We start from the raw sequence: 18,876 nt of genomic DNA on the forward strand, positions 1-18,876 counted from the left end.
AAATAGACAGTGTCGATGGTGAGCTGACGATTACCGCAAGTAAAGAGTTGACGTTAATGTGTGGCGGTTCATACATCAAAATTAGTAGTGCAGGGATTGAACTGGGTACGGCGGGTAATGTTTATATAAAAAGTAATGCATTACAAAAAATGGGGGTAGATCATCTAAATTTACCATCTCCAAATCTACCTGTTCCGTTTGTTGATGAAACTGGGCAGCTTAAAATTTTTTATCATGACAGTAATCTAAATCCTATTCCTAGAGCGAGTTATCGCGTTGAATTTGAAGATGGTTCTGTTCGAGAGGGTATTTTAGATGATAATGGAGAGGTCTTACTTGAGAATACACCTACTGGTTATGCTAATGTCTTTTTTGGTTACAGTACTGATGATCCTATTTTTCCGGATGTGGAATATGATGCGAAAGATTATTCAAAAGCTGGCGTAATTGAGCAATTGCAAGAATATATTAATATAACACCTGAAGAATTAGATGCCTTTATCGATTGTCACGTAGAATATACAGAAGAATACCTAGAAATCGCAGAACAAAATAACGAATAGAAAAAAGATAATGACTGATGAATGCGATGATAAAATTATGTTATAACGTATTGATTATTAATATTTAAATCAGCGAGGTAGAGAGAAATTGACTTCAGAAAAAGAATATAAGGAATTCATGAGTGACATGGCTAAAGCTGTAGCATCAAGTATGCCACCAGCGTCAATATTACTAGCAGCAGCGGAAGTGGGTGAAGCTACTTGGTGTTTGTATAAGGAGAAAGACCCTAAAGTGCGCTCCCAAGCAAAATTTCAATTATTAATGGGTATTATTTCTTTTATTCCTGGTATTGGTGGTGGCTTTCGTCTTGCGTTAAAATCATTAATTAAAAAACCAGATTTTTATGGTCCGATAATATTTGATTTGAGTATCGCAATTATTGAAGAAACTAATAAGCGTTGGAATTATAACTACCCATTAAATCCAGAAGGGTATTTACGAAAATTAATCGATGCGCCTTACATACGAAAGTATTTGAATGAAATTCGCATCAAATATGTTGCTCAACTTAGACAATATAAAGCTGCTCGTTGGGTAGGCCTTCCTGAAACAGTAGATAGTGTTTTAGGTGAACTTAGTAATCAATTAGAAGATATAATAAGAAATGTACTAGCTCCTGCAGTTCTAGCTGCCATTAATCGCGCTCTTCACCGCAAAAATTCCGCAAGACCAAGCAATGTTACTACTAAAAAGACCAATACTACGACATCAACCAATACTAAAAAGACCAATACTACGAATAAAGGTAGTAGTAAACCTACGGTAACAAGAAGTCGAGGTAATTTGATAGCTAGAATTCGAAGCAAGTTTCCGAATATTACTTCTGCTATTGGAGGTGTTGGTGAACATATTGCTGATTATTATTGTTTGGAACACCTAGATTGGGGCAAAGATCAATGGGATGGGCATGACAAAGCTCAAAAAGGAACATGGAAAAAATTACCGAGTGCATCAAATTTAGGTAAGTTAAATAATCTTAAAAAACTTAAACGTAATAGTACAATAAATAATGAAACAGGAATTGACGGTTTTTGGCGGGCAAAGCTTTCTACTAATCAAGGTAAAAAATATGCAGTGGTTGAAGCAAAAGCGACGACAGAAGTGGCAAGGGCAACTACTAAATATGTCGCAAGTAGATTAGGTGTGCTTTCTGGAAGTCATAATAATAAACCTATTGTCCAAATGGATCATTATTGGATTGGTCAAAGAATAAAACGTGAACTAGCACAGCTTGGAGATGACATTAAACGTGATTTTGGAAGATTTGGGAATATAGATGGATATAAAAGGATGTATACTCGTCATATTATAATTGTATCGTTGTCAGTAGATCCTGGATTATCACATATTAATGCGCTTCTTAATGGCAATCAATCCGCCCTTACTCATAGTAATCATGGTAAGGATGGTTTTGTGATTCATAAATTTGGTGAACCAACCATTGAAAATATTATTTTAGAGAAACATCGAAGTCTTGAAAATAAAAAGGGTACAAATAAGCAGAAAAAACCGAATAAAAAATAAATTTAGGAGATGAAATAATTATGTCGGAATTTGAACAACTACGTCGTCAGAAACTATTAGATGAAGATTTTTACCATTATTTTCAAAAAAGGCTTACCAAACTTATTGGTCTAGTTGATGGTGATATGAAAAGAGAAAAAGATGATTATGCTGAATTTATGGCGGATCTGCAATATCAACAATTTTGTTTAGATTATACCGTAGGAAAGAGTTGTAATGAATTATTTAATAAAATGGAATACATTATAAAGCTTATAAAGAAATCAAATGATTATGTAGACAGATATAATTTAGCTAATCCAGATAATAAAATGAATATTATGATATTAACTGAATATTTTGAAACTGAAAAATTGTCAAATTTCTTAGGTTTATGTATTTTATTTGAACGCCAAGATTGGTTTGAAATAATTGTTAAATCTGTTGATTATGATCAAGAAAATAGAGAAAAGGCGATAGATAGTCTAATTGCAATGAAAATTCCTGATTATCCTATTACTGAAGAAAAAACGCCACGAATGTTGAGTTTCCGTAATCCCCTTTATAAAGCCATTCATGCCGAAAAACCGAAAGACACATTGAAATTTTTAGACGAATATTTGCGATGCTGGTATGATGGATTACGTAAAACTGGATATGGCTACATAGATAGTCATTTAAATCAACAAGGCGATTCTCGAGATTGTTGTTCTTTTGTTGGCTACTGGTGTTTTGAAGCCGCAGCGGTAGCATACCTAAAAAATATTGATGATAGTACTCTTCACCGCTTTATTTATTATCCTAAAGATATGGTTGAATATGCGCGTAGTCGATTAATATCATAAAATATAAGCACTAGGAGTAACGCAGTGGTCTAAAACGAATATTGTAAGATTACAGGCACCTAAGCCATTTAGATTGCGAGGCTGGATGATCATCATAGTACTAATATTTATATGCTTATTCTCTCTTACAATATTTGTTACTCCTATAAATATTAGTAACAATACCCTTTTATTAGTGATTCTTAGTGGAATTTCAGTATTTATAACATCAATGCTATTTAGTATACGTCTATTTATCTATGGATTGACTGAGAAAAATTTTAATTTTGGGATGAATAAATAAAAAATCACGATAAGCAATGGTCAAAAAAGTCAATGCAGTCGTTAGCAATGCTTAATAGTGTCATTATTACTCCTCAAAATTTATCTGTAGATGATCTATTAAAAAATAAAAGGGAATTGTGTTTTACTTTCCATGAACTGTTTAGTTTTAATAAAATTAATGACCAATTCTATATCGAATCGCATGAGTAGATATTTTCTTATCTCTATGAGAGTCTGAATCAAATAGACGATAATTATAAAATTACTGTTTTATTATAGGGATCATCTGAATTTCATAGTGAACAATCGAGATTGATTCTATAAGCATATAAGCTTTTAAACTGCAATCATCTATTAGAGTTTCATTATTAAACAACTTTCGGTAAAGAGCAGATTGATATTAATCAGCTCATTGATAATGAGGAGCCACGTTTTATTTAATTATTAAAGATAATGTACAGCCTACAGGTAGTTCTGCATTTATGAGGCTTTATTTCTGGCTAATGAGTCTTTATTTAAAAAATACCCTTTTTAAGAGCGAAAAGTTATGTTTTGCGATCAATGCAAACTAATTGGGATGAGTTTCCTAAAGCGATTTCACAACAGCATGAAGTTCAACCAGTATTTAGTCATATTAAAAAACTTTGGTGTAGTCCGTTCACTGAAAATGCAGTCACTGACTTGAAAATATTATTTCTTGAATATGGAATAATCTTAAGTGAGATGGATAATCCCACTATTTTTCAGTTAGATAACTATTTTTGTTATCCACATAAAATATTAAGTTATTGGCTACTCCTTGCTATAACAACACAAGCATCAACAAAACTGCATCAAATCAATTAGTCGCTACAACTGTACTGGATAAAATTCTATTTACTGTGATATATCCGCCAAAGTCCCAGTAGAAAATAATAAACTGCTTAAGTGCGATGAATGATTACCTTTAATCTTAATTTCGTTTACGGTAGCGCTATATTTATCAAGTTGTAAGATATTTATCAAAAATAGATAGTTTGGAATGATTTCTATAATTCAAATAAAAAATTATGTAGTAACATTTTTAGGAGTGAACTTGTTAAGTAAAAGATTTTCGAAAATTGTTATTTATATTTTAATAGAGAAACTATTTATATAATTTTTCTATGATTTCAATTATTAATTAGGGTTAGGGCAAATTTTACTTATTTTTTCTTGATGAATAATTTTCACCATATTGGTTAGCGGCAATTAAAGCTGCATAAACATCTTGAGGTTGAACATTACTTGGCATATTTTTCATGGTGTCATTTTCTGAACAAAACTCAGTTGCCACTAGATGCATTTTCTTTTCAATATCAGTTGTAACCATATGTTTGGTTTTTCCTGCCTTATAATAACGCCGATAACATAATTTATTATTAATAAAATACCTCTCAAAAATCTAGTAATAATTTAGTAATAAAGCATAGGTGTAAAACCACGTCCAGCGCCATTTTCGATGTTCAGCTAATGCTGCTGTATGTGCATCGTTATCAAGCATGATTCTAATATTTCCGCCTAATTTTTTATATAAATAACTGCGGGCAGGAAAATCTTTTGTCTTCAGTAAGTTTGTCGTTTTCATAATACGACTTTCTTTATAAAAAATATAAAAAGATATACCTATGCCAACACCACAAAAATTAGAATTCTGAACATCATTATCCTTAAGAATTATATTGACATTATCGGCATTCTCATCAAAAAAGCTTGTGCATCTAAATTAGGATTAGTTGGTAGTTTATTTTTAAAAATTAAATTTTTATTGCTATTAAAAAGCCCGCATGCGGTTTTAGCACCACCAACATTAATACCTAAAAAATATTCTTGTTCTTCCTCATATTTTTTTAATTAAGGTTTAAATAAATTTAAGACCGAAAGATTAATAATTCACAAAAAAATGATTCAGTTTAAAACGTGATCAAGATCTTACTTTTGATTTAAATACCTAAAAATGAGATCTAAATCACAGACACTTTCGTTCGAAAGTTATTACTATGTAGAAAAAATATTGAGGCAATGTATGATTTTTAATTTACAACGATATTCTACTCATGATGGACCAGGAATTCGAACAGTAGTTTTCTTAAAAGGGTGTTCTTTAGGGTGTTTTTGGTGTCAGAACCCAGAAAGTCAATCCGCTAAGCAAGAAATTCTGTTTGATGAAAGGCTTTGCATGAGTGATTGTGAGCTTTGTTCTGCATCTTGCCCAAATTTAATTAATAAATCAAATGGACACATTCGGATTAATCGGAAAGAATTTGAACAAGCCGATTATAAAAAAATGCAAAATATTTGTCCAAGTTTAGCATTAACTGTATGTGGTGAATTGTTATCAGTACAAGAGGTTATGCAAACCATTAATAAGGATAGTCCTTTTTATCAACGTTCTGGTGGAGGGGTAACATTATCTGGCGGTGAGCCATTTATGCAACCCAAATTAAGTCAAGAAATTCTAGCTGCTTGCAAACAACAAAGCTATCACACCGCAGTTGAGACTTGCCTGCATGTTCCTTGGAAGAACATAGAAGCTTCATTACCGTATTTAGATCTTTTCTTGGCTGATTTAAAACATACTGACGAATCTATTTTCCATGCTTGGACCAAAGGCTCAGCCAAACGGATTTTAAAAAACTTCCAACATCTTGCTAATGCTAACAAAAAAATCACCGTTCGAGTGCCATTAATTCAAGGATTCAATGCTGATGAAAAATCGATAAAAAGTATTGTCGATTTTGTTGCTAGTGAAATACCGACTAATGAGATCCATTTTTTACCATATCACACTTTAGGTATAAACAAATACAAAATGCTCGATCTGCCTTATCACGCACCTAAAGAGCCACTAAACGACGCAAATATCATTGATTTTGCAACCAATTATGCCAAACAAAAACAGTTAACCGCTGTTTTACGAGGATAACCAAGGAGAACCTTATGTCTACTCTAGACCTTACAACTGTCACACCAAGGATTAAAGCACATAAAAATGCATTGATTCATATTATTAAACCACCGATTTGCGTAGAACGCGCAGAACATTATACCGAATCTTACCAAGAACATTTGGCAAAGCCAGTTGTATTACGTCGCGCTTATGCATTAGCAAATCATTTAAGTAAAAAAACAATTTGGATAAAACACGATGAATTAATCGTTGGTAATCAAGCGAGTTCACCAAGAGCCGCACCAATATTTCCAGAATATACCGTTGGTTGGGTTGAAAAAGAGATAGATGTATTAGGTGATCGCCCTGGTGCAGGATTTGAAGTTACCGAACACGATAAAGAAGTTTTACACCGCGTTTGCCCATGGTGGCATGGCCAAACGGTACTTGACCGCTGTTATGCACTATTCAGTGATGAACACAAATCATTGCTTGATACTGTTATGATCAAAGCCGAAGGGAATATGAATTCCGGTGATGCTCATCTTGCTGTTAACTTCCCATTTATTTTGGAAAAAGGTATTGATGGTATTATTGACAAAATTAAAGAACGTCGTAGTCGCATCAATACCACTGATTTTGATGATTTCCATAAAGATCATTTCTTAAAAGCATCTGAAATTTCAATGCAGGCTATGAGTGAATACATTGAACGTTATGCTCAATTAGCCCGTGAAATGGCAATTAAAGAAGAACGTTCATGGCGTAAAGATGAATTATTACAGATTGCTAAGAACTGTGATGTTATCTCTCATAGACCACCAGAAACATTCTGGCAAGCTGTACAATTATGTTATTTTGTTATGTTATTGTTACAAATTGAATCAAATGGTCACTCAGTATCGTTCGGTCGCATGGACCAATATCTTTCTTCATGGTATGAAAAAGATGTTGAGCAAGAAAAAACATTATCTCGCGAAGCGGCAATTGAGTTATTGCACAGCTGTTGGTTAAAACTATTAGAAGTCAATAAAATCCGTTCAGGTTCACACTCTAAAAGCTCAGCCGGTAGTCCGATGTATCAAAACGTGACAATTGGTGGTCAAAAGCTGGTTGACGATGTCGCTGTTGATGCAGTTAACTCATTATCTTATGCTATTTTAGAGTCTTGCGGACGATTAAAATCAACTCAACCTAATTTAAGTGTGCGCTATCATGCTGGAATAAGTGATGACTTTTTAGATGCTTGCGTACAAGTTATTCGTTGTGGTTTTGGTATGCCAGCGTTTAATAATGACGAAATCGTTATTCCTGAATTTATTAAACTCGGTGTAGAACGTGAGGATGCTTACCAATATTCTGCTATCGGCTGTATTGAAACTGCGGTGCCGGGTAAATGGGGATATCGCTGCACGGGGATGAGCTTTATTAACTTTGCTCGTGTTGCACTTGCAACTTTAGAGGGTGGTAAAGATGCAACCAGTGGTGTTGTTTACCTACCGCAAGAACAAGCACTCAGTAAAAATAACTTCAAAAGTTTTGACGAAGTTAAAGCCCAATGGGATAAACAAATCCGCTACTATACTCGAAAATCAATCGAAATTGAGTATGTGATTGATACTATCTTAGAAGAAAATGCGCATGACATTATTTGCTCAGTATTAGTTGATGATTGTATTGAACGCGGTAAAACGCTTAAACAAGGTGGCGCGAAATATGATTGGGTATCAGGCTTACAAGTCGGACTAGCCAATACTACTAACAGCTTTGAAGCAGTTAAAAAATTAATTTTTGATGAACACACCATCAAACAATCCGATTTAGCTAAAGCATTAGCTGAAAACTTTGAAGGTTCTGCGGGCGAACAATTACGTCAACGTCTACTCAATAATGCCCCGAAATACGGTAATGATAACGATGAAGTGGATTATCTTTTAGCTGAACTATATAACTATTATATTGATGAGTTAAAAAATTATCGCAACCCTCGCTATGGTCGTGGTCCAATTGGCGGTACTTATTATGCCGGTACTTCATCTATCTCTGCCAATGTGCCATTTGGTGCACAAACTGCGGCAACACCAGATGGGCGTAAAGCATGGACACCGTTAGCTGAAGGTGCCAGCCCATCATCCGGTACTGATACCTTAGGGCCAACAGCAGTATTTAACTCATTAGGCAAATTACCAACGGATAAGATTCTTGGTGGCGTGCTTTTAAATCAAAAACTCAATCCATCAACCTTAGACAATCCGCGTGATAAGTTAAAACTCATGATGATGCTACGAACATTTTTTGAGGTTCATAAAGGATGGCATGTTCAATATAATGTTGTTTCACGTGATACGTTACTTGCTGCTAAAGCACATCCGGATCAATATCGTGACTTAGTTGTTCGTGTTGCTGGTTATTCTGCGTTCTTTACAGCACTATCACCTGATACTCAGGATGACATTATTGCAAGAACAGAGCATGTTATCTAATTAATGATAATTATAAACCTCAGCAATAAAGCAAAGACCTACTTAACGTAGGTCTTTTTTAATGATTTAATTAGGTTTATTAATTTGAAATTATTCTGTAATAACAGGTTGAATCCACATTTGCTTATTTCTAAAATCAATCTTAACTATATTTTCACGAAAAAAATTTGATCCTAGTATCCCATCAGGTTCAAATACATCAGGAAGTGAATCAATTATAATTGCTTCAACTTTAACACTATCTACGTCTGCCATTTCAAGTGCTGTATATCTAAAATTATATTTAGGTATGGTAAGTTTTTTTGAAAAAGGTGAAAGTGATTTTTCTTTTATGATTGACACAGCAGCTCCTGTGTCTAATATCATTTCGTAGTTTCTTATACCATCAAACAAATTTATAACTAAACCATAATTATTTAAATAAAAGGGAATGGAAAACCAATTTTTATTTAAGTCATCAGAAATCTTTATATCATCTGATATTGTTATTTTATTTTCAGGATAATTGATATTTAAAACATAATCTTTAAACAGACCAAGTCCAATCACTGATTTTTCTGCATCAATTCCCTTTTTTTCAGGATTACTCTTATTAAGATCACTTGATATAAATAAGCCCCAACTTTTATATTCAAGGACTTGTACATTGTTAAAAATAAAAGATCCTAATTTTAACTTGTCGACAATAAACGATCTAACCTCTTTAATATCACCTGTTAAATCATTAAATTTTAATTTCTCTGAATTTTCAGTTTTATTCGGAATTTTATTAATTAAAGCCATTGGTAGGTGTAAAGCTGATTTAGATCCCGTGTCCAATATAAATGGAATTTTTTTATCTTGAAAGTCCATTATTACTGAAGGTAAATTATATCCGTTATCAAAAGTTAGATCCCAAGTTACCTCCAGACTTTGCGCAAAACGACTCATAAATAGCATGATTAAAAATAGTATTTTTTTATTCACAGAATCTTCCCTAATGTATTCTCATTCCTAATATATTTTTTCGATTTGATATTATTGATAAATGTTTGTTATTTATCCTTTTTTACATTTGTCATAATAATAGTATCAAGTTTTTATTCAATAATAAAATTTATATATCGTGATTTAGTTGTTTATGTTGCTGGTTATTCAGCATTCTTTACAGCTCTATCACCTGATATTCACGATGATATTATCGCAAGAACAGAGCAAGATATCTAATTAATGATAATTATAAACCTCAGAAATTAAAGCAAAGATCTACTTATGTGGGTCTTTTTTTGACTTAACATGAGCGTTTTTAAAAGATTAATACAGAAATTTATAACTAAATCGAGTTTTGCCACTTTTATAATGACAAATACGATTTAATTCATTACTATTTTTATCTATGTGTTTACTCATATATTAATATATGGATATGGCAATTTTATAACAGGTGACTATGCTTTATTTAATGAATGAACGGCAACAAGAGATTATTTATAAAGTTAATGAACTCAATCAAGTTAGTGTCAATGATTTAGCTGAGCAATTTAATGTTTCTGTTGTGACCATTCGTCATGATCTCAATTTTTTAGAGCAAAACGGTTATTTAAAACGAGAGCATGGTTATGCTGTTGCGGTCGATAGCGACAATCTTGATGCTCGCATGAAAATAAAGTTCCCATTAAAACAAAAGATAGCAGAATATGCGGCTTCGCTAGTCAATAATGATGAACATATCTTTATTGAAGGAGGGAGTACCAACGCCTTATTAGCAAGGCATTTAGCCTACACTCGCCGAATTACTTTAATTACTTCCAGTTATTACATTGCTCAATTACTGAAAAATACCGATTTAAAAGTGATTGTAATTGGAGGAGAATATCAAAAGAAAAGTGAAAGCGTTGTGGGTGAATTAGCTTGCCTTGCGATAAAACATTTACATTTCGACAAAGCGTTTATTGGTATTGACGGTTTTTTACCAACTACAGGTTTTTCAGGACGAAACCAAATGCGTACCGAATTAGTCAATACAATCTTAACCAAACCTTGTGAAAATATTATCATTACCGATTCCTCAAAATTTGGTCAAAAACAACCCTATCAATTAAAGCCGATCGAATCAATCCATCGAGTGATCACCGATCAAGCGATTAATCTTAATGATGAACAATATCTAACAGCAAAAAAAATTATTGTTGATAAAGTTATTTAATTAAGCATAAAAATTTTTAAATAAAAAAATAGCTAGATTTAACTCCAGCTATTCTTTCTCAAATTCATCCTCTATTTCTGGAGAATAATGAAGATTGTTTTTGGAAAAGATAGGTAATATACTTCATTTCAGGTTAATTCTATTTTTAACGAGCCTTTTGATTATTTTTTAATCGCAAAAGCCATATTGGTTTAACTTCTATTAATTCATTAGGGACAAGGCGAAGACAATTATAATTCTGCTATAAAAACTTTTTTGAAGAGAGTAAAACTTTTATATCGAATATAAAATAGTTAAAGATGAAAAAATGACTATATTGATGAATGGCAATAATTGTAATAAAAGTAATTCATATGAAAGGCCAAACAAAGCAGAAAAAGTAGGCGCTTTTAAAAAATTAGCCAAAAGGTTATCTTATGAAGATGATTATGTAATGATTGCAGGATAAAGAGCAAAAGATCTATTTCATGTTTTTAAATAATATATAAACACTGAAAATTACATCAGGTGATTTTTTTGAAATACGAAATTTACTATATTGAATTAAATAGATTTTAAATAAAGAATAAAAATGATAATTGTAACTTTAAAGTTTAAAAAACCTATGCCAGAAATTTTTGCAAAACTCGATGAGCACAATGTATTTTTAGATGATTATTTTGAAAAAATAAATTTCTAGCATCTGGGCTTCTGGAAGATAAATCCGGGGGGGTATAATTTTAGTAATGAGTGATTCGATTGAAGAAGCACAAAATATTATGAAAACAGATCCTTTTTACATTCATGATTTGGTAAATTTCGACTATACTTTTTTTGCGGCTACTAAACTTTCATCTAATTTATTGCAAAAATAAAACTTTTTGATATTCTTATTTAATGAATTAAAGGATCTCTTTATTACTTGAGATTCTTAACATATATCGAGTGAATAATATTATTCATATTGTTGTATATTTTTAATTTCTCTGTTTTTGTTGCCGTAAGTTCCTCTGTGTAGTCTTATTCCTAGGATATAATCATCTATTGCCTAATAAATACTAAAAATCTAATTCAATAAGTGATTTCGCATTCTCTTCCAAATCCCTAATGCCTCGGCATTTAAATATATTTAACGCCTCTTTCTTGTCTCTGTTAACTCGACTTAAACCTCATTAATACAATAGTGGATTAACATCCACTCAATCAGAAACACTTTTTTGGAAAAACGCTAAGTGTGTATTCTAATTTACTTGACCAATACCGATCTGGGATGATCTTGAGCTAAAATAGTTGGCGCGATCAAGATCTCTTTGAGCTTGTTTAGTAAAGGATCATCTCCATCTCGTCTGCTGATAAGTGACAGCAGAACCGTGCAGTTCGTTGTAAGAGGTTTATAGGTGACCTGTGGAAAATTAGGTAGCTGAAGTACTGTAGGTAATACACAGATGCCATGCTGAGCTTGAACAAGTGCTAGGACTGCGATCGGGTCGGATTTTGCGATGACTGTTTGGGGATGAAGACCAATAAGACTTTTCACTACGTCAAGAGCCTCATCGTCACTATTGGCAAATTTGATAAACACTTCTTCCTTGAGGTCTTCAAGTTCAATTACGGATTTGGAAGCAAGTACATGATGAACCGACATACCCACGACTACAGGCAATTTTGTAAGGTGGTGCACTCGAAGCGTCTGTTGATAGTTGTCAAGAACAGGAGCGAATACAAAGTCAACCTTATCGGTCATAAGCTTTTCATTCTGTTCCCATGGTTCAATTTGTTGTAGCAGTACTTCGACCTCAGGCATGGCGTGTTCGATCCGCGTGAGGGCTGATGTCAAAATACCAGAATGAACTGCGATGGCTGAATAGCCGATCCGTACACGTCCTAATAGCCCCTTGCTAACGCGCCATGCAGTTTCGATCGCGCGCTCAACATGTTCAAGGGCTTGATTTGCCTCTTCAAGGAACACCTTTCCCGCTTCGCTAAGCGTCACACCTCGACGATTACGATTGAGTAAGCGGATTGAGTAAGCGGCATCCTACAGATTCCTCAAGGAGCAGCATTTGCTTGCTCAGTGCCGACTGGACGATGTGCAGACGCTTCGCCGCTCTTCCAAAATGCAGCTCCTCAGCCAGTACGACAAAAGATTTCAGATGGCGGAGTTCCATTATTACCTCTTGGAATTACAGGGGGAACATAATGTCATTGGACATTATAAGTACCGAATTTTATTATTGTCAACAATAACCGAAACCAAAGAGAGGATCTGCTATGACTAAATCAAAACAGTCTCCGACCATACATCTACCTTGCATCAATACTACCGAGTCCATAAGCCGACGACGCTTCCTGAGTGCAATGGGGATCGCTGGCGGGGCTCTTGCCGCCAGTCAGTTCGGTTTACCATTCATCGGAAAGCCAATTAACTCGGCGTTTGCAGCGTCATCAGAAAATGAGGTTCCTTTTTCCGAAAAGCTGCCTCTTCGTATCTATGGCAACGATGCTTATCCGACTTACTTCCGTCGTCCATTACCTTTGGATGTACCACGAGTGCGTTATCCCGGATTCAAGCCAGGATCGGAAATTCTGCGTAAAGGAACCATTCGACGTGAGGGTGCGATGCCATTACCCTGCGACATTATGTTTGAGCGCGATCTCGCGATCACCCTACGTGATGGTACAGTGATCTATACGGATGTTTTCCGTCCTGTCGGCGATGCTGTCCATCCAGCAATTCTCGCTTGGAGTCCATATGGCAAAGAGATTGGTGGCCAATGGCTGGATGAAATTCCAGAACGTTATGGTGTCAAATTAAGTATGACGTCTGAAATGATGAAATGGGAAGGCCCTGATCCAGCTTACTGGGTCAATGCTGGTTACGCCGTGATCAATCCCGATATTCGTGGTGCCTATCGCTCTGGTGGAAATATTGTCGGCTGGGGTCGGCAGACAGCCGAAGACGGCTGTGACGTAATTGACTGGGTGGCAAGTCAAGGTTGGTCAAATGGTAAAGTAGGTATGGCAGGTAATAGCTGGCTGTGTGTTTCGCAGTGGTTTATCGCAGCAGAACAACCACCGCACTTAGCTGCCATAGCACCATGGGAGGGTTGCACCGATATTGCCCGCGGTGATTTTCTTCGTGGTGGCATTCCTCGCACTGCATTCCCAGAAGCGCTAATCCAAAGCTTTGGTGGTGAGCACTTTTTGGAAGATATGCCGCGTATGGCTGCGACTGAACAGGATATGACGCCTTACTGGGCAGATAAAGCTGCGCGCCTTGAGCGCATTGAAGTCCCAGCCTATATCGTTGCTAGCTACGATAATGTCGCTCATACATATGGAACGTTTGACGCGTGGCGCAGAATTTCATCCAAAGAGAAATGGCTGCGTGTTCATAATAAGCAAGAGTGGCCGGATTTTTACGATCCTGCTCATCAAGCTGAACTTAAACGCTTTTTCGATCGATATCTGAAAGGCGAGAAAAATGGATGGGAAGAAACCCCAAAAGTTCGTATCTCGGTTCTCGATCCCGGGCACAAGGATGAGGTTGATCGTATTGTCGAGGCGTTTCCTCCAAATGGTTATGAGCATATCAAACTGCATATAGTTGACTCCTCTTCACTGTCAACTACGTCATCCAAGAAATCGGGTGTCGTTTCTTACAATGTGAATGGTGGCTCAGCTACATTCTTATTACCGATTGATCATGAGGCGGAGCTTATTGGCTATAGCAAGCTGCGTTTATTTGTCGAAGCCGATGGGGCGAATGACATGGATCTTACTATTTATTTAGAGAAAGTGGATTCTGCGGGACGAGCCATTATTCGCGAGACATATCCTGGTGGCGCTGCACCAACCAGAACGGCAAGTTATATGAGGGTTTCACGTCGAGCTCTAGATCCTGTCCTTTCAACTGAGATAGACCCTGTACTTCTTCTACAAGGTGAACAGCGACTTTCACCTAAAGAAGTGGTACCTGTTGATATAGGCATCTGACCGTTGGCAATGAAGTTTCATCCAGGTGAACAGTTGAAACTCACAATCGAACCTTTCCGTAATGATCCTGTTAACTTACCTTTCGGACAGGCGGCGATTGATCTGCCGAAGAACAGCTTTACGTTTGAACCCGGTACAGAGCCAGAGATGATCCATCTGGCAGGCGGTGGACCAGCAACGATGCCAGCATGGGCCAAGTCTCAAGAAGCGATGCCACCGTCCCGTAACAAGGGAGTTCATCATATCCATTTTGGTGCTGAGTGTGATAGTTATCTCCTTGTGCCGTTGAAGAAACTTTAAATCGACCAATACTGACCGGCTTTATGCCTAAAAAAGAGGAAATTTTTGATGACTCATATTCTTCGTGAACAATTAATCGGGGCATGGCGCCTTGTAAGCTACATTGAACGACCGAGAGATGGATCTCCGATACGCCAACCTATGACCGATCGCCCCCAAGGATTGATCCTTTACACACCAGATGGCTACATGTCGGCACAACTTTGTGCTCCTGATCGCTCTCATTTTGCATCGGGAGACTGGTTTGTCGCTTCTCCTGAGGAGTTCAAGGCGGAAGCAACTACATATATCGCCTATAGTGGCCCATGGAAACTGGGCGAGGAGCCCGGAACAATTGTTCACGGCATGGATGTGTCGCTTTTCCCAAACTGGTGTGGTCAACGACAGCTTCGCCGAGCACGCATTGAAGGTGACCGTCTCTTTCTGTCTTCAGTAGAACCGGTACGCTCTGGCGGTGTTGAAATTGATGCTACGCTGGAATGGCAAAAGTGCAGTGGACAAATTTAGTATACTATTTGCTAAATCCTGCGGTTTGTTACAGATAATTATAGTGGCATAAAAATAGAGGTAAGGAATCTATTTGAAAGATAGCAGAAAATTTTTTTATTTTTCCACATTAGAGTTTGAACACAATTGACTTGATACGCTATAACGTATCTATTGGATTTATTTGTTATAGCGTATATTTTAGTTTTATCTGTTATAGGGGTTATATATCAAGCTCACAGCCAGCAAAATATTAACTAATAAATTTCGCAATTATCGAATTAAAAAAAACTAACCCAAACAGATATTAAAGAAAATTATTGGTATTAGGCAAACATTAGTATCTGCATTTCGAAAATGCATCAAACATTAAAAACTAGAAACGTTATTCAAAATACTTTATACATTACATATCAAGCATTCAATTAAAAAAGAGATAGTAAGGAAGTATAATGATCAACAAAAGTAGGAAACAGTTTTAAACAGTTTTAAGTAAATTATGCTCAAATTTTGATGATGAAATAAATCCAAGTTTATAATGTTTTCGTTTTTTATTATAAATCGGTTCAATATAATCAATAATATCAACAATAACTTACTCTCTTATTACATAATCTCAATAGTTAATCTTCTATGATTTTAATGACCTAAAATAAACCTGTCGATGAGTTAATTTTTTCTATAATTTAATCTCTAAATTATTCACGCTCAAAATATTTAGGGATGAGTTTTTTACATATTCTCTATATGTATTATAAAGTTCTTTTTTAACGTATTTTGATTAAATTTAATTTTTTATCATAATAAAGATGTGTATGAGGAATAGGTGTCCCTCTAGTTTTGTACTCAATGTGAAAATGTAACATATTATCTTCGATATTTATCAAGTGTATTTTTTCCATATTCGGATGCATTGTTAGTTGTTTACATAATGATTCAAAAGAATTAAAAGGTACATCAAGGAAAGAAAGCACTTCTTGTTCAGAGTAATATAATGCATCATCCATTACAAAAAAACCTTGACCAACTTTCTCTGATTTTTCTAATTGTTTTGCTGGTTTTATTGTTTCAAACTTTAGCTCATATCCTTCAATTTTCCCCATTAGTACTTCAGTAGGCCTATTTTCGAAAATAGAACAGATAAGATCTTTATGGTTTTCATTAATTTTAGGACCTAAAAAAATTTTTTTTAATGCATTTTCAAAATAGTATTTTTTTCCTATTTTCCCTGTCACAATCCTTACTTCATCTTCATGTTGCCAATCTTTTCGTTTTCTAGTAAGTCTCAGTAAAATAGTTTTAAGCACTTGCTCTTGGCTAGGTCCAATAAGTTCTAACATTGATATAGGTGGTAATGTTTCATTTGAATATGTGATCGGTATTATAATTTCACCATTTAATGAACCTTGCATTAAAACCGATTTATCAAATTTTAAGCAGATACCTGAAAAATTATTAGCATAATAAGCCCACATAGGATATTTCAGATTAGATTTAGAAAATGATAATAAACCTAATTGATTAATATAATTTTCATGAAGTGAATATATTTTGCTTGAAAAAAGTGGAATAGTAGGAAATAAACTATTTATAATTACATCTTCTCCTCCTCCTAACTCATAAAAAGCTTCCATTGGATCATTCATTTTATCAAACGAAGCTGCATAGAGATAACTATTTTTTAGTGCATCAATTTCTCTGTCTATAATTTCTAAAGACCTATATCTATACAACATATAATTTTCTATCAATAATTGACAATAAATTGATTATAAATTTATTTTTTTTATTTAAATAGATTTAACTACAAAAAATTTGAAAAATTTTAATTTAGATATTATTACCTGATATTTACTCTAAATAGAATAAAAGGGTTATTTATGAAATAGCTAAAGCTAATCAAAAGCTTTTTAAACATCATGAGAAAACTCTAATAATTTGACTAGTTTTTTACTTATTCAGATGTTGTTAGATATTGTTATTTACTGTTATTGCCATAAAACAGAAAAAAGTCTCAAAAGAACTAATGTTACTTTGTCGTCGATTCTATATAAACGGTGTTTAGTGTTAATTTAATATTCAAATAAAAATTAAACTATTTTGACTATTTTAGAAATAAATTAAAATGATAATAAAAAGTATAATATGGACTCCAAAGATAAATTAGAAAGAAATATTTTTCTTGGTAGGGTTTTAAGATATATTCAAAGAAGATGGCGAAAGCGTAGAAAAAATAAAAGCCACCCGTCACTAAATCTATAATATTGATTCTTAATAATATTTATACGTTAAAAAATTTCCATAAAATCCCATTGGACGTTTCGTTGGACGTTCAAATATAGAACTTATTTTGAGTAAAATAATATTATTTTTAATCAAAGTTAAACCTAAATTTTGAGTGTTTCAAATTATTTATTGGCTAACTATTTTAGCTTTTCTTTGTTGAGTTTGTTAAATATACAGATAAAGTTGAACCAATCAAACCCATTAGGAGTTTTTGATATGCCAATTGGAAACATCAAGAAAAGCCGTAGTATTGTGGTGCAAGGAACGCCTGTTACGATTACAAACAATCATGAGCAAGATTATATTTCACTGATTAATATGGTGAAAAACTTTGAGGATAGTAGTGCTTTATTGAGCAATGGTTGAAAAATAAAGACACAGTACTATTTTTAGGTGTATGGGAAAAAATTAATAACTCCTGTTTTAATTCCCTCGAATTCGAGGGAATTAAAAATGAAACAGGTCGAAACAGTTTCTACCTCTCTGCTAAGAAATGGAGTGATCTCACTGGAGCTATTGGCCTACAAGCCAAGGCAGGTCGTTACGGTGGCAATTATGCCCATAAAGATATTGCTTTTGAGTTCGGATCATGGCTCATCCCTGAATTCAAGCTTTATCTAATTAAAGAATTTCAAATATTTAAAGATGAATAAGCCAAAGCAATGTCACTGGAATGGAATTTCCAACGTACTTTGGCTAAGGTCAACTACCGTATACATACAGATGCCATTAAAGAACACTTGATTCCGATACAATTAACAAATGCACAGACAGGGAAAGTGTAAGCCAGTGAAGCAGACTTACTGAATATGGCTTTGTTTGGTATGACAGCAGCACAATGGCGACAAGCCAATCCTGATCAAAAAGGAAACATACGTGATGTTGTTACATTAGAGCAATTGGTCGTTTTATCTAATCTGGAAAGTATTAACTCAGTCTTAATTCATCTAGGTATAAGTGCTTGCGAACGCTTGATACAACTCAATAGTATTGCGATTAATCAAATGCAATCTTTGGTCAATATTTCTGAAACGAAGAATATTATTATTCAGTTAGTAGTATATAAACGATAATACA

The 18,876-nt window shown here is 34.4% G+C and carries 18 protein-coding genes and 2 pseudogenes; 14 read left to right on the forward strand and 6 right to left on the reverse strand.

Annotation, left to right across the window (positions count from 1 at the left end; genetic code table 11):
* The 4 genes from H3S88_RS09485 to H3S88_RS09500 all read left to right on the forward strand — a co-directional run.
* Positions 1–563: DUF2345 domain-containing protein (locus H3S88_RS09485; RefSeq protein WP_198228741.1), on the forward strand; the 563-nt coding region annotated here is incomplete at its 5' end.
* Between the two features lie 118 nt (positions 564–681).
* Entirely contained in the window at positions 682–2,088 is a 1,407-nt protein-coding gene (locus H3S88_RS09490) for a hypothetical protein (RefSeq protein ID WP_198228742.1), read from the forward strand.
* Positions 2,089–2,108: 20 nt separating this feature from the next.
* Positions 2,109–2,912 carry a PoNe immunity protein domain-containing protein gene (locus H3S88_RS09495; RefSeq protein WP_198228743.1) on the forward strand — a complete coding sequence of 268 codons (804 nt, stop codon included), beginning with the start codon at positions 2,109–2,111 and terminating at the stop codon, positions 2,910–2,912.
* A gap of 825 nt (positions 2,913–3,737) precedes the next feature.
* Entirely contained in the window at positions 3,738–4,022 is a 285-nt protein-coding gene (locus H3S88_RS09500; RefSeq protein ID WP_198228744.1) for a hypothetical protein, read from the forward strand.
* 334 nt (positions 4,023–4,356) lie between these two features.
* Here H3S88_RS09500 and H3S88_RS09505 read toward each other — a convergent pair whose 3' ends face one another.
* Both H3S88_RS09505 and H3S88_RS09510 read right to left on the reverse strand, forming a co-directional pair.
* Complete coding sequence (locus tag H3S88_RS09505) at positions 4,357–4,527, reverse strand: hypothetical protein (RefSeq protein WP_198228745.1); 171 nt, start codon at positions 4,525–4,527, stop codon at positions 4,357–4,359.
* Between the two features lie 72 nt (positions 4,528–4,599).
* Complete coding sequence (locus H3S88_RS09510; protein WP_198228786.1) at positions 4,600–4,875, reverse strand: ROK family protein; 276 nt, start codon at positions 4,873–4,875, stop codon at positions 4,600–4,602.
* A gap of 345 nt (positions 4,876–5,220) precedes the next feature.
* On the opposite strand from H3S88_RS09510, the gene H3S88_RS09515 reads away from it, so the two are divergent.
* Positions 5,221–6,120, forward strand: coding sequence for a glycyl-radical enzyme activating protein (locus tag H3S88_RS09515; protein WP_198228746.1), 900 nt, complete (start codon positions 5,221–5,223; stop codon positions 6,118–6,120).
* A 14-nt stretch (positions 6,121–6,134) separates the two neighbouring features.
* The gene (locus H3S88_RS09520) at positions 6,135–8,567 is read left to right on the forward strand and encodes a formate C-acetyltransferase/glycerol dehydratase family glycyl radical enzyme (protein ID WP_198228747.1); all 2,433 of its coding nucleotides are present in this window, start codon (positions 6,135–6,137) and stop codon (positions 8,565–8,567) included.
* Between the two features lie 90 nt (positions 8,568–8,657).
* Here the strand turns inward: H3S88_RS09520 and H3S88_RS09525 are convergent, their stop codons facing one another.
* Positions 8,658–9,533 carry an aspartyl protease family protein gene (locus H3S88_RS09525; RefSeq protein ID WP_198228748.1) on the reverse strand — a complete coding sequence of 292 codons (876 nt, stop codon included), beginning with the start codon at positions 9,531–9,533 and terminating at the stop codon, positions 8,658–8,660.
* 475 nt (positions 9,534–10,008) lie between these two features.
* Between H3S88_RS09525 and H3S88_RS09530 the strand changes: the two genes are divergently transcribed.
* The 3 genes and pseudogenes from H3S88_RS09530 to H3S88_RS13555 all read left to right on the forward strand — a co-directional run bounded on the left by H3S88_RS09530 (position 10,009) and on the right by H3S88_RS13555 (position 11,606).
* Positions 10,009–10,752 (forward strand): DNA-binding transcriptional regulator YciT, encoded by a 744-nt coding sequence (locus H3S88_RS09530; RefSeq protein WP_198228787.1) that lies wholly within the window; start codon positions 10,009–10,011, stop codon positions 10,750–10,752.
* A gap of 307 nt (positions 10,753–11,059) precedes the next feature.
* A complete protein-coding gene (locus tag H3S88_RS09535; protein ID WP_172397845.1) occupies positions 11,060–11,200 on the forward strand; it encodes a hypothetical protein in 141 nt (46 codons plus the stop codon).
* Between the two features lie 123 nt (positions 11,201–11,323).
* Positions 11,324–11,606, forward strand: a pseudogene (locus H3S88_RS13555) (YciI family protein).
* Between the two features lie 371 nt (positions 11,607–11,977).
* Here H3S88_RS13555 and H3S88_RS09540 read toward each other — a convergent pair.
* Positions 11,978–12,700, reverse strand: coding sequence for a LysR family substrate-binding domain-containing protein (locus H3S88_RS09540; protein ID WP_198228749.1), 723 nt, complete (start codon positions 12,698–12,700; stop codon positions 11,978–11,980).
* Positions 12,701–12,734: 34 nt separating this feature from the next.
* On the reverse strand, positions 12,735–12,854 hold the full coding sequence (locus H3S88_RS09545) for a LysR family transcriptional regulator (RefSeq protein ID WP_307785769.1): 120 nt from the start codon (positions 12,852–12,854) through the stop codon (positions 12,735–12,737).
* Here H3S88_RS09545 and H3S88_RS13450 point away from each other — a divergent pair.
* The 4 genes from H3S88_RS13450 to H3S88_RS09560 all read left to right on the forward strand — a co-directional run bounded on the left by H3S88_RS13450 (position 12,806) and on the right by H3S88_RS09560 (position 15,534).
* On the forward strand, positions 12,806–12,931 hold the full coding sequence (locus H3S88_RS13450; RefSeq protein WP_307785770.1) for a hypothetical protein: 126 nt from the start codon (positions 12,806–12,808) through the stop codon (positions 12,929–12,931). The two genes, H3S88_RS09545 and H3S88_RS13450, sit on opposite strands and share 49 nt — an antisense overlap.
* A gap of 71 nt (positions 12,932–13,002) precedes the next feature.
* Positions 13,003–14,727, forward strand: a complete 1,725-nt coding sequence (locus H3S88_RS09550) for a CocE/NonD family hydrolase (RefSeq protein ID WP_198228751.1) — start codon at positions 13,003–13,005, stop codon at positions 14,725–14,727.
* Positions 14,728–14,730: 3 nt separating this feature from the next.
* Positions 14,731–15,027, forward strand: coding sequence for a hypothetical protein (locus H3S88_RS09555; protein WP_198228752.1), 297 nt, complete (start codon positions 14,731–14,733; stop codon positions 15,025–15,027).
* 48 nt (positions 15,028–15,075) lie between these two features.
* On the forward strand, positions 15,076–15,534 hold the full coding sequence (locus tag H3S88_RS09560) for a lipocalin-like domain-containing protein (RefSeq protein ID WP_198228753.1): 459 nt from the start codon (positions 15,076–15,078) through the stop codon (positions 15,532–15,534).
* Positions 15,535–16,280: 746 nt separating this feature from the next.
* Here the strand turns inward: H3S88_RS09560 and H3S88_RS09565 are convergent.
* Positions 16,281–17,249 (reverse strand): DUF2971 domain-containing protein, encoded by a 969-nt coding sequence (locus H3S88_RS09565; protein ID WP_198228754.1) that lies wholly within the window; start codon positions 17,247–17,249, stop codon positions 16,281–16,283.
* Positions 17,250–18,015: 766 nt separating this feature from the next.
* Here H3S88_RS09565 and H3S88_RS13560 point away from each other — a divergent pair.
* Positions 18,016–18,872 (forward strand): annotated as a pseudogene (locus tag H3S88_RS13560) (KilA-N domain-containing protein).
* Positions 18,873–18,876: the final 4 nt, after the last annotated feature.

Source organism: Gilliamella sp. B14448G11 (assembly GCF_016101765.1).
GTDB lineage: Bacteria > Pseudomonadota > Gammaproteobacteria > Enterobacterales > Orbaceae > Gilliamella > Gilliamella apicola_N.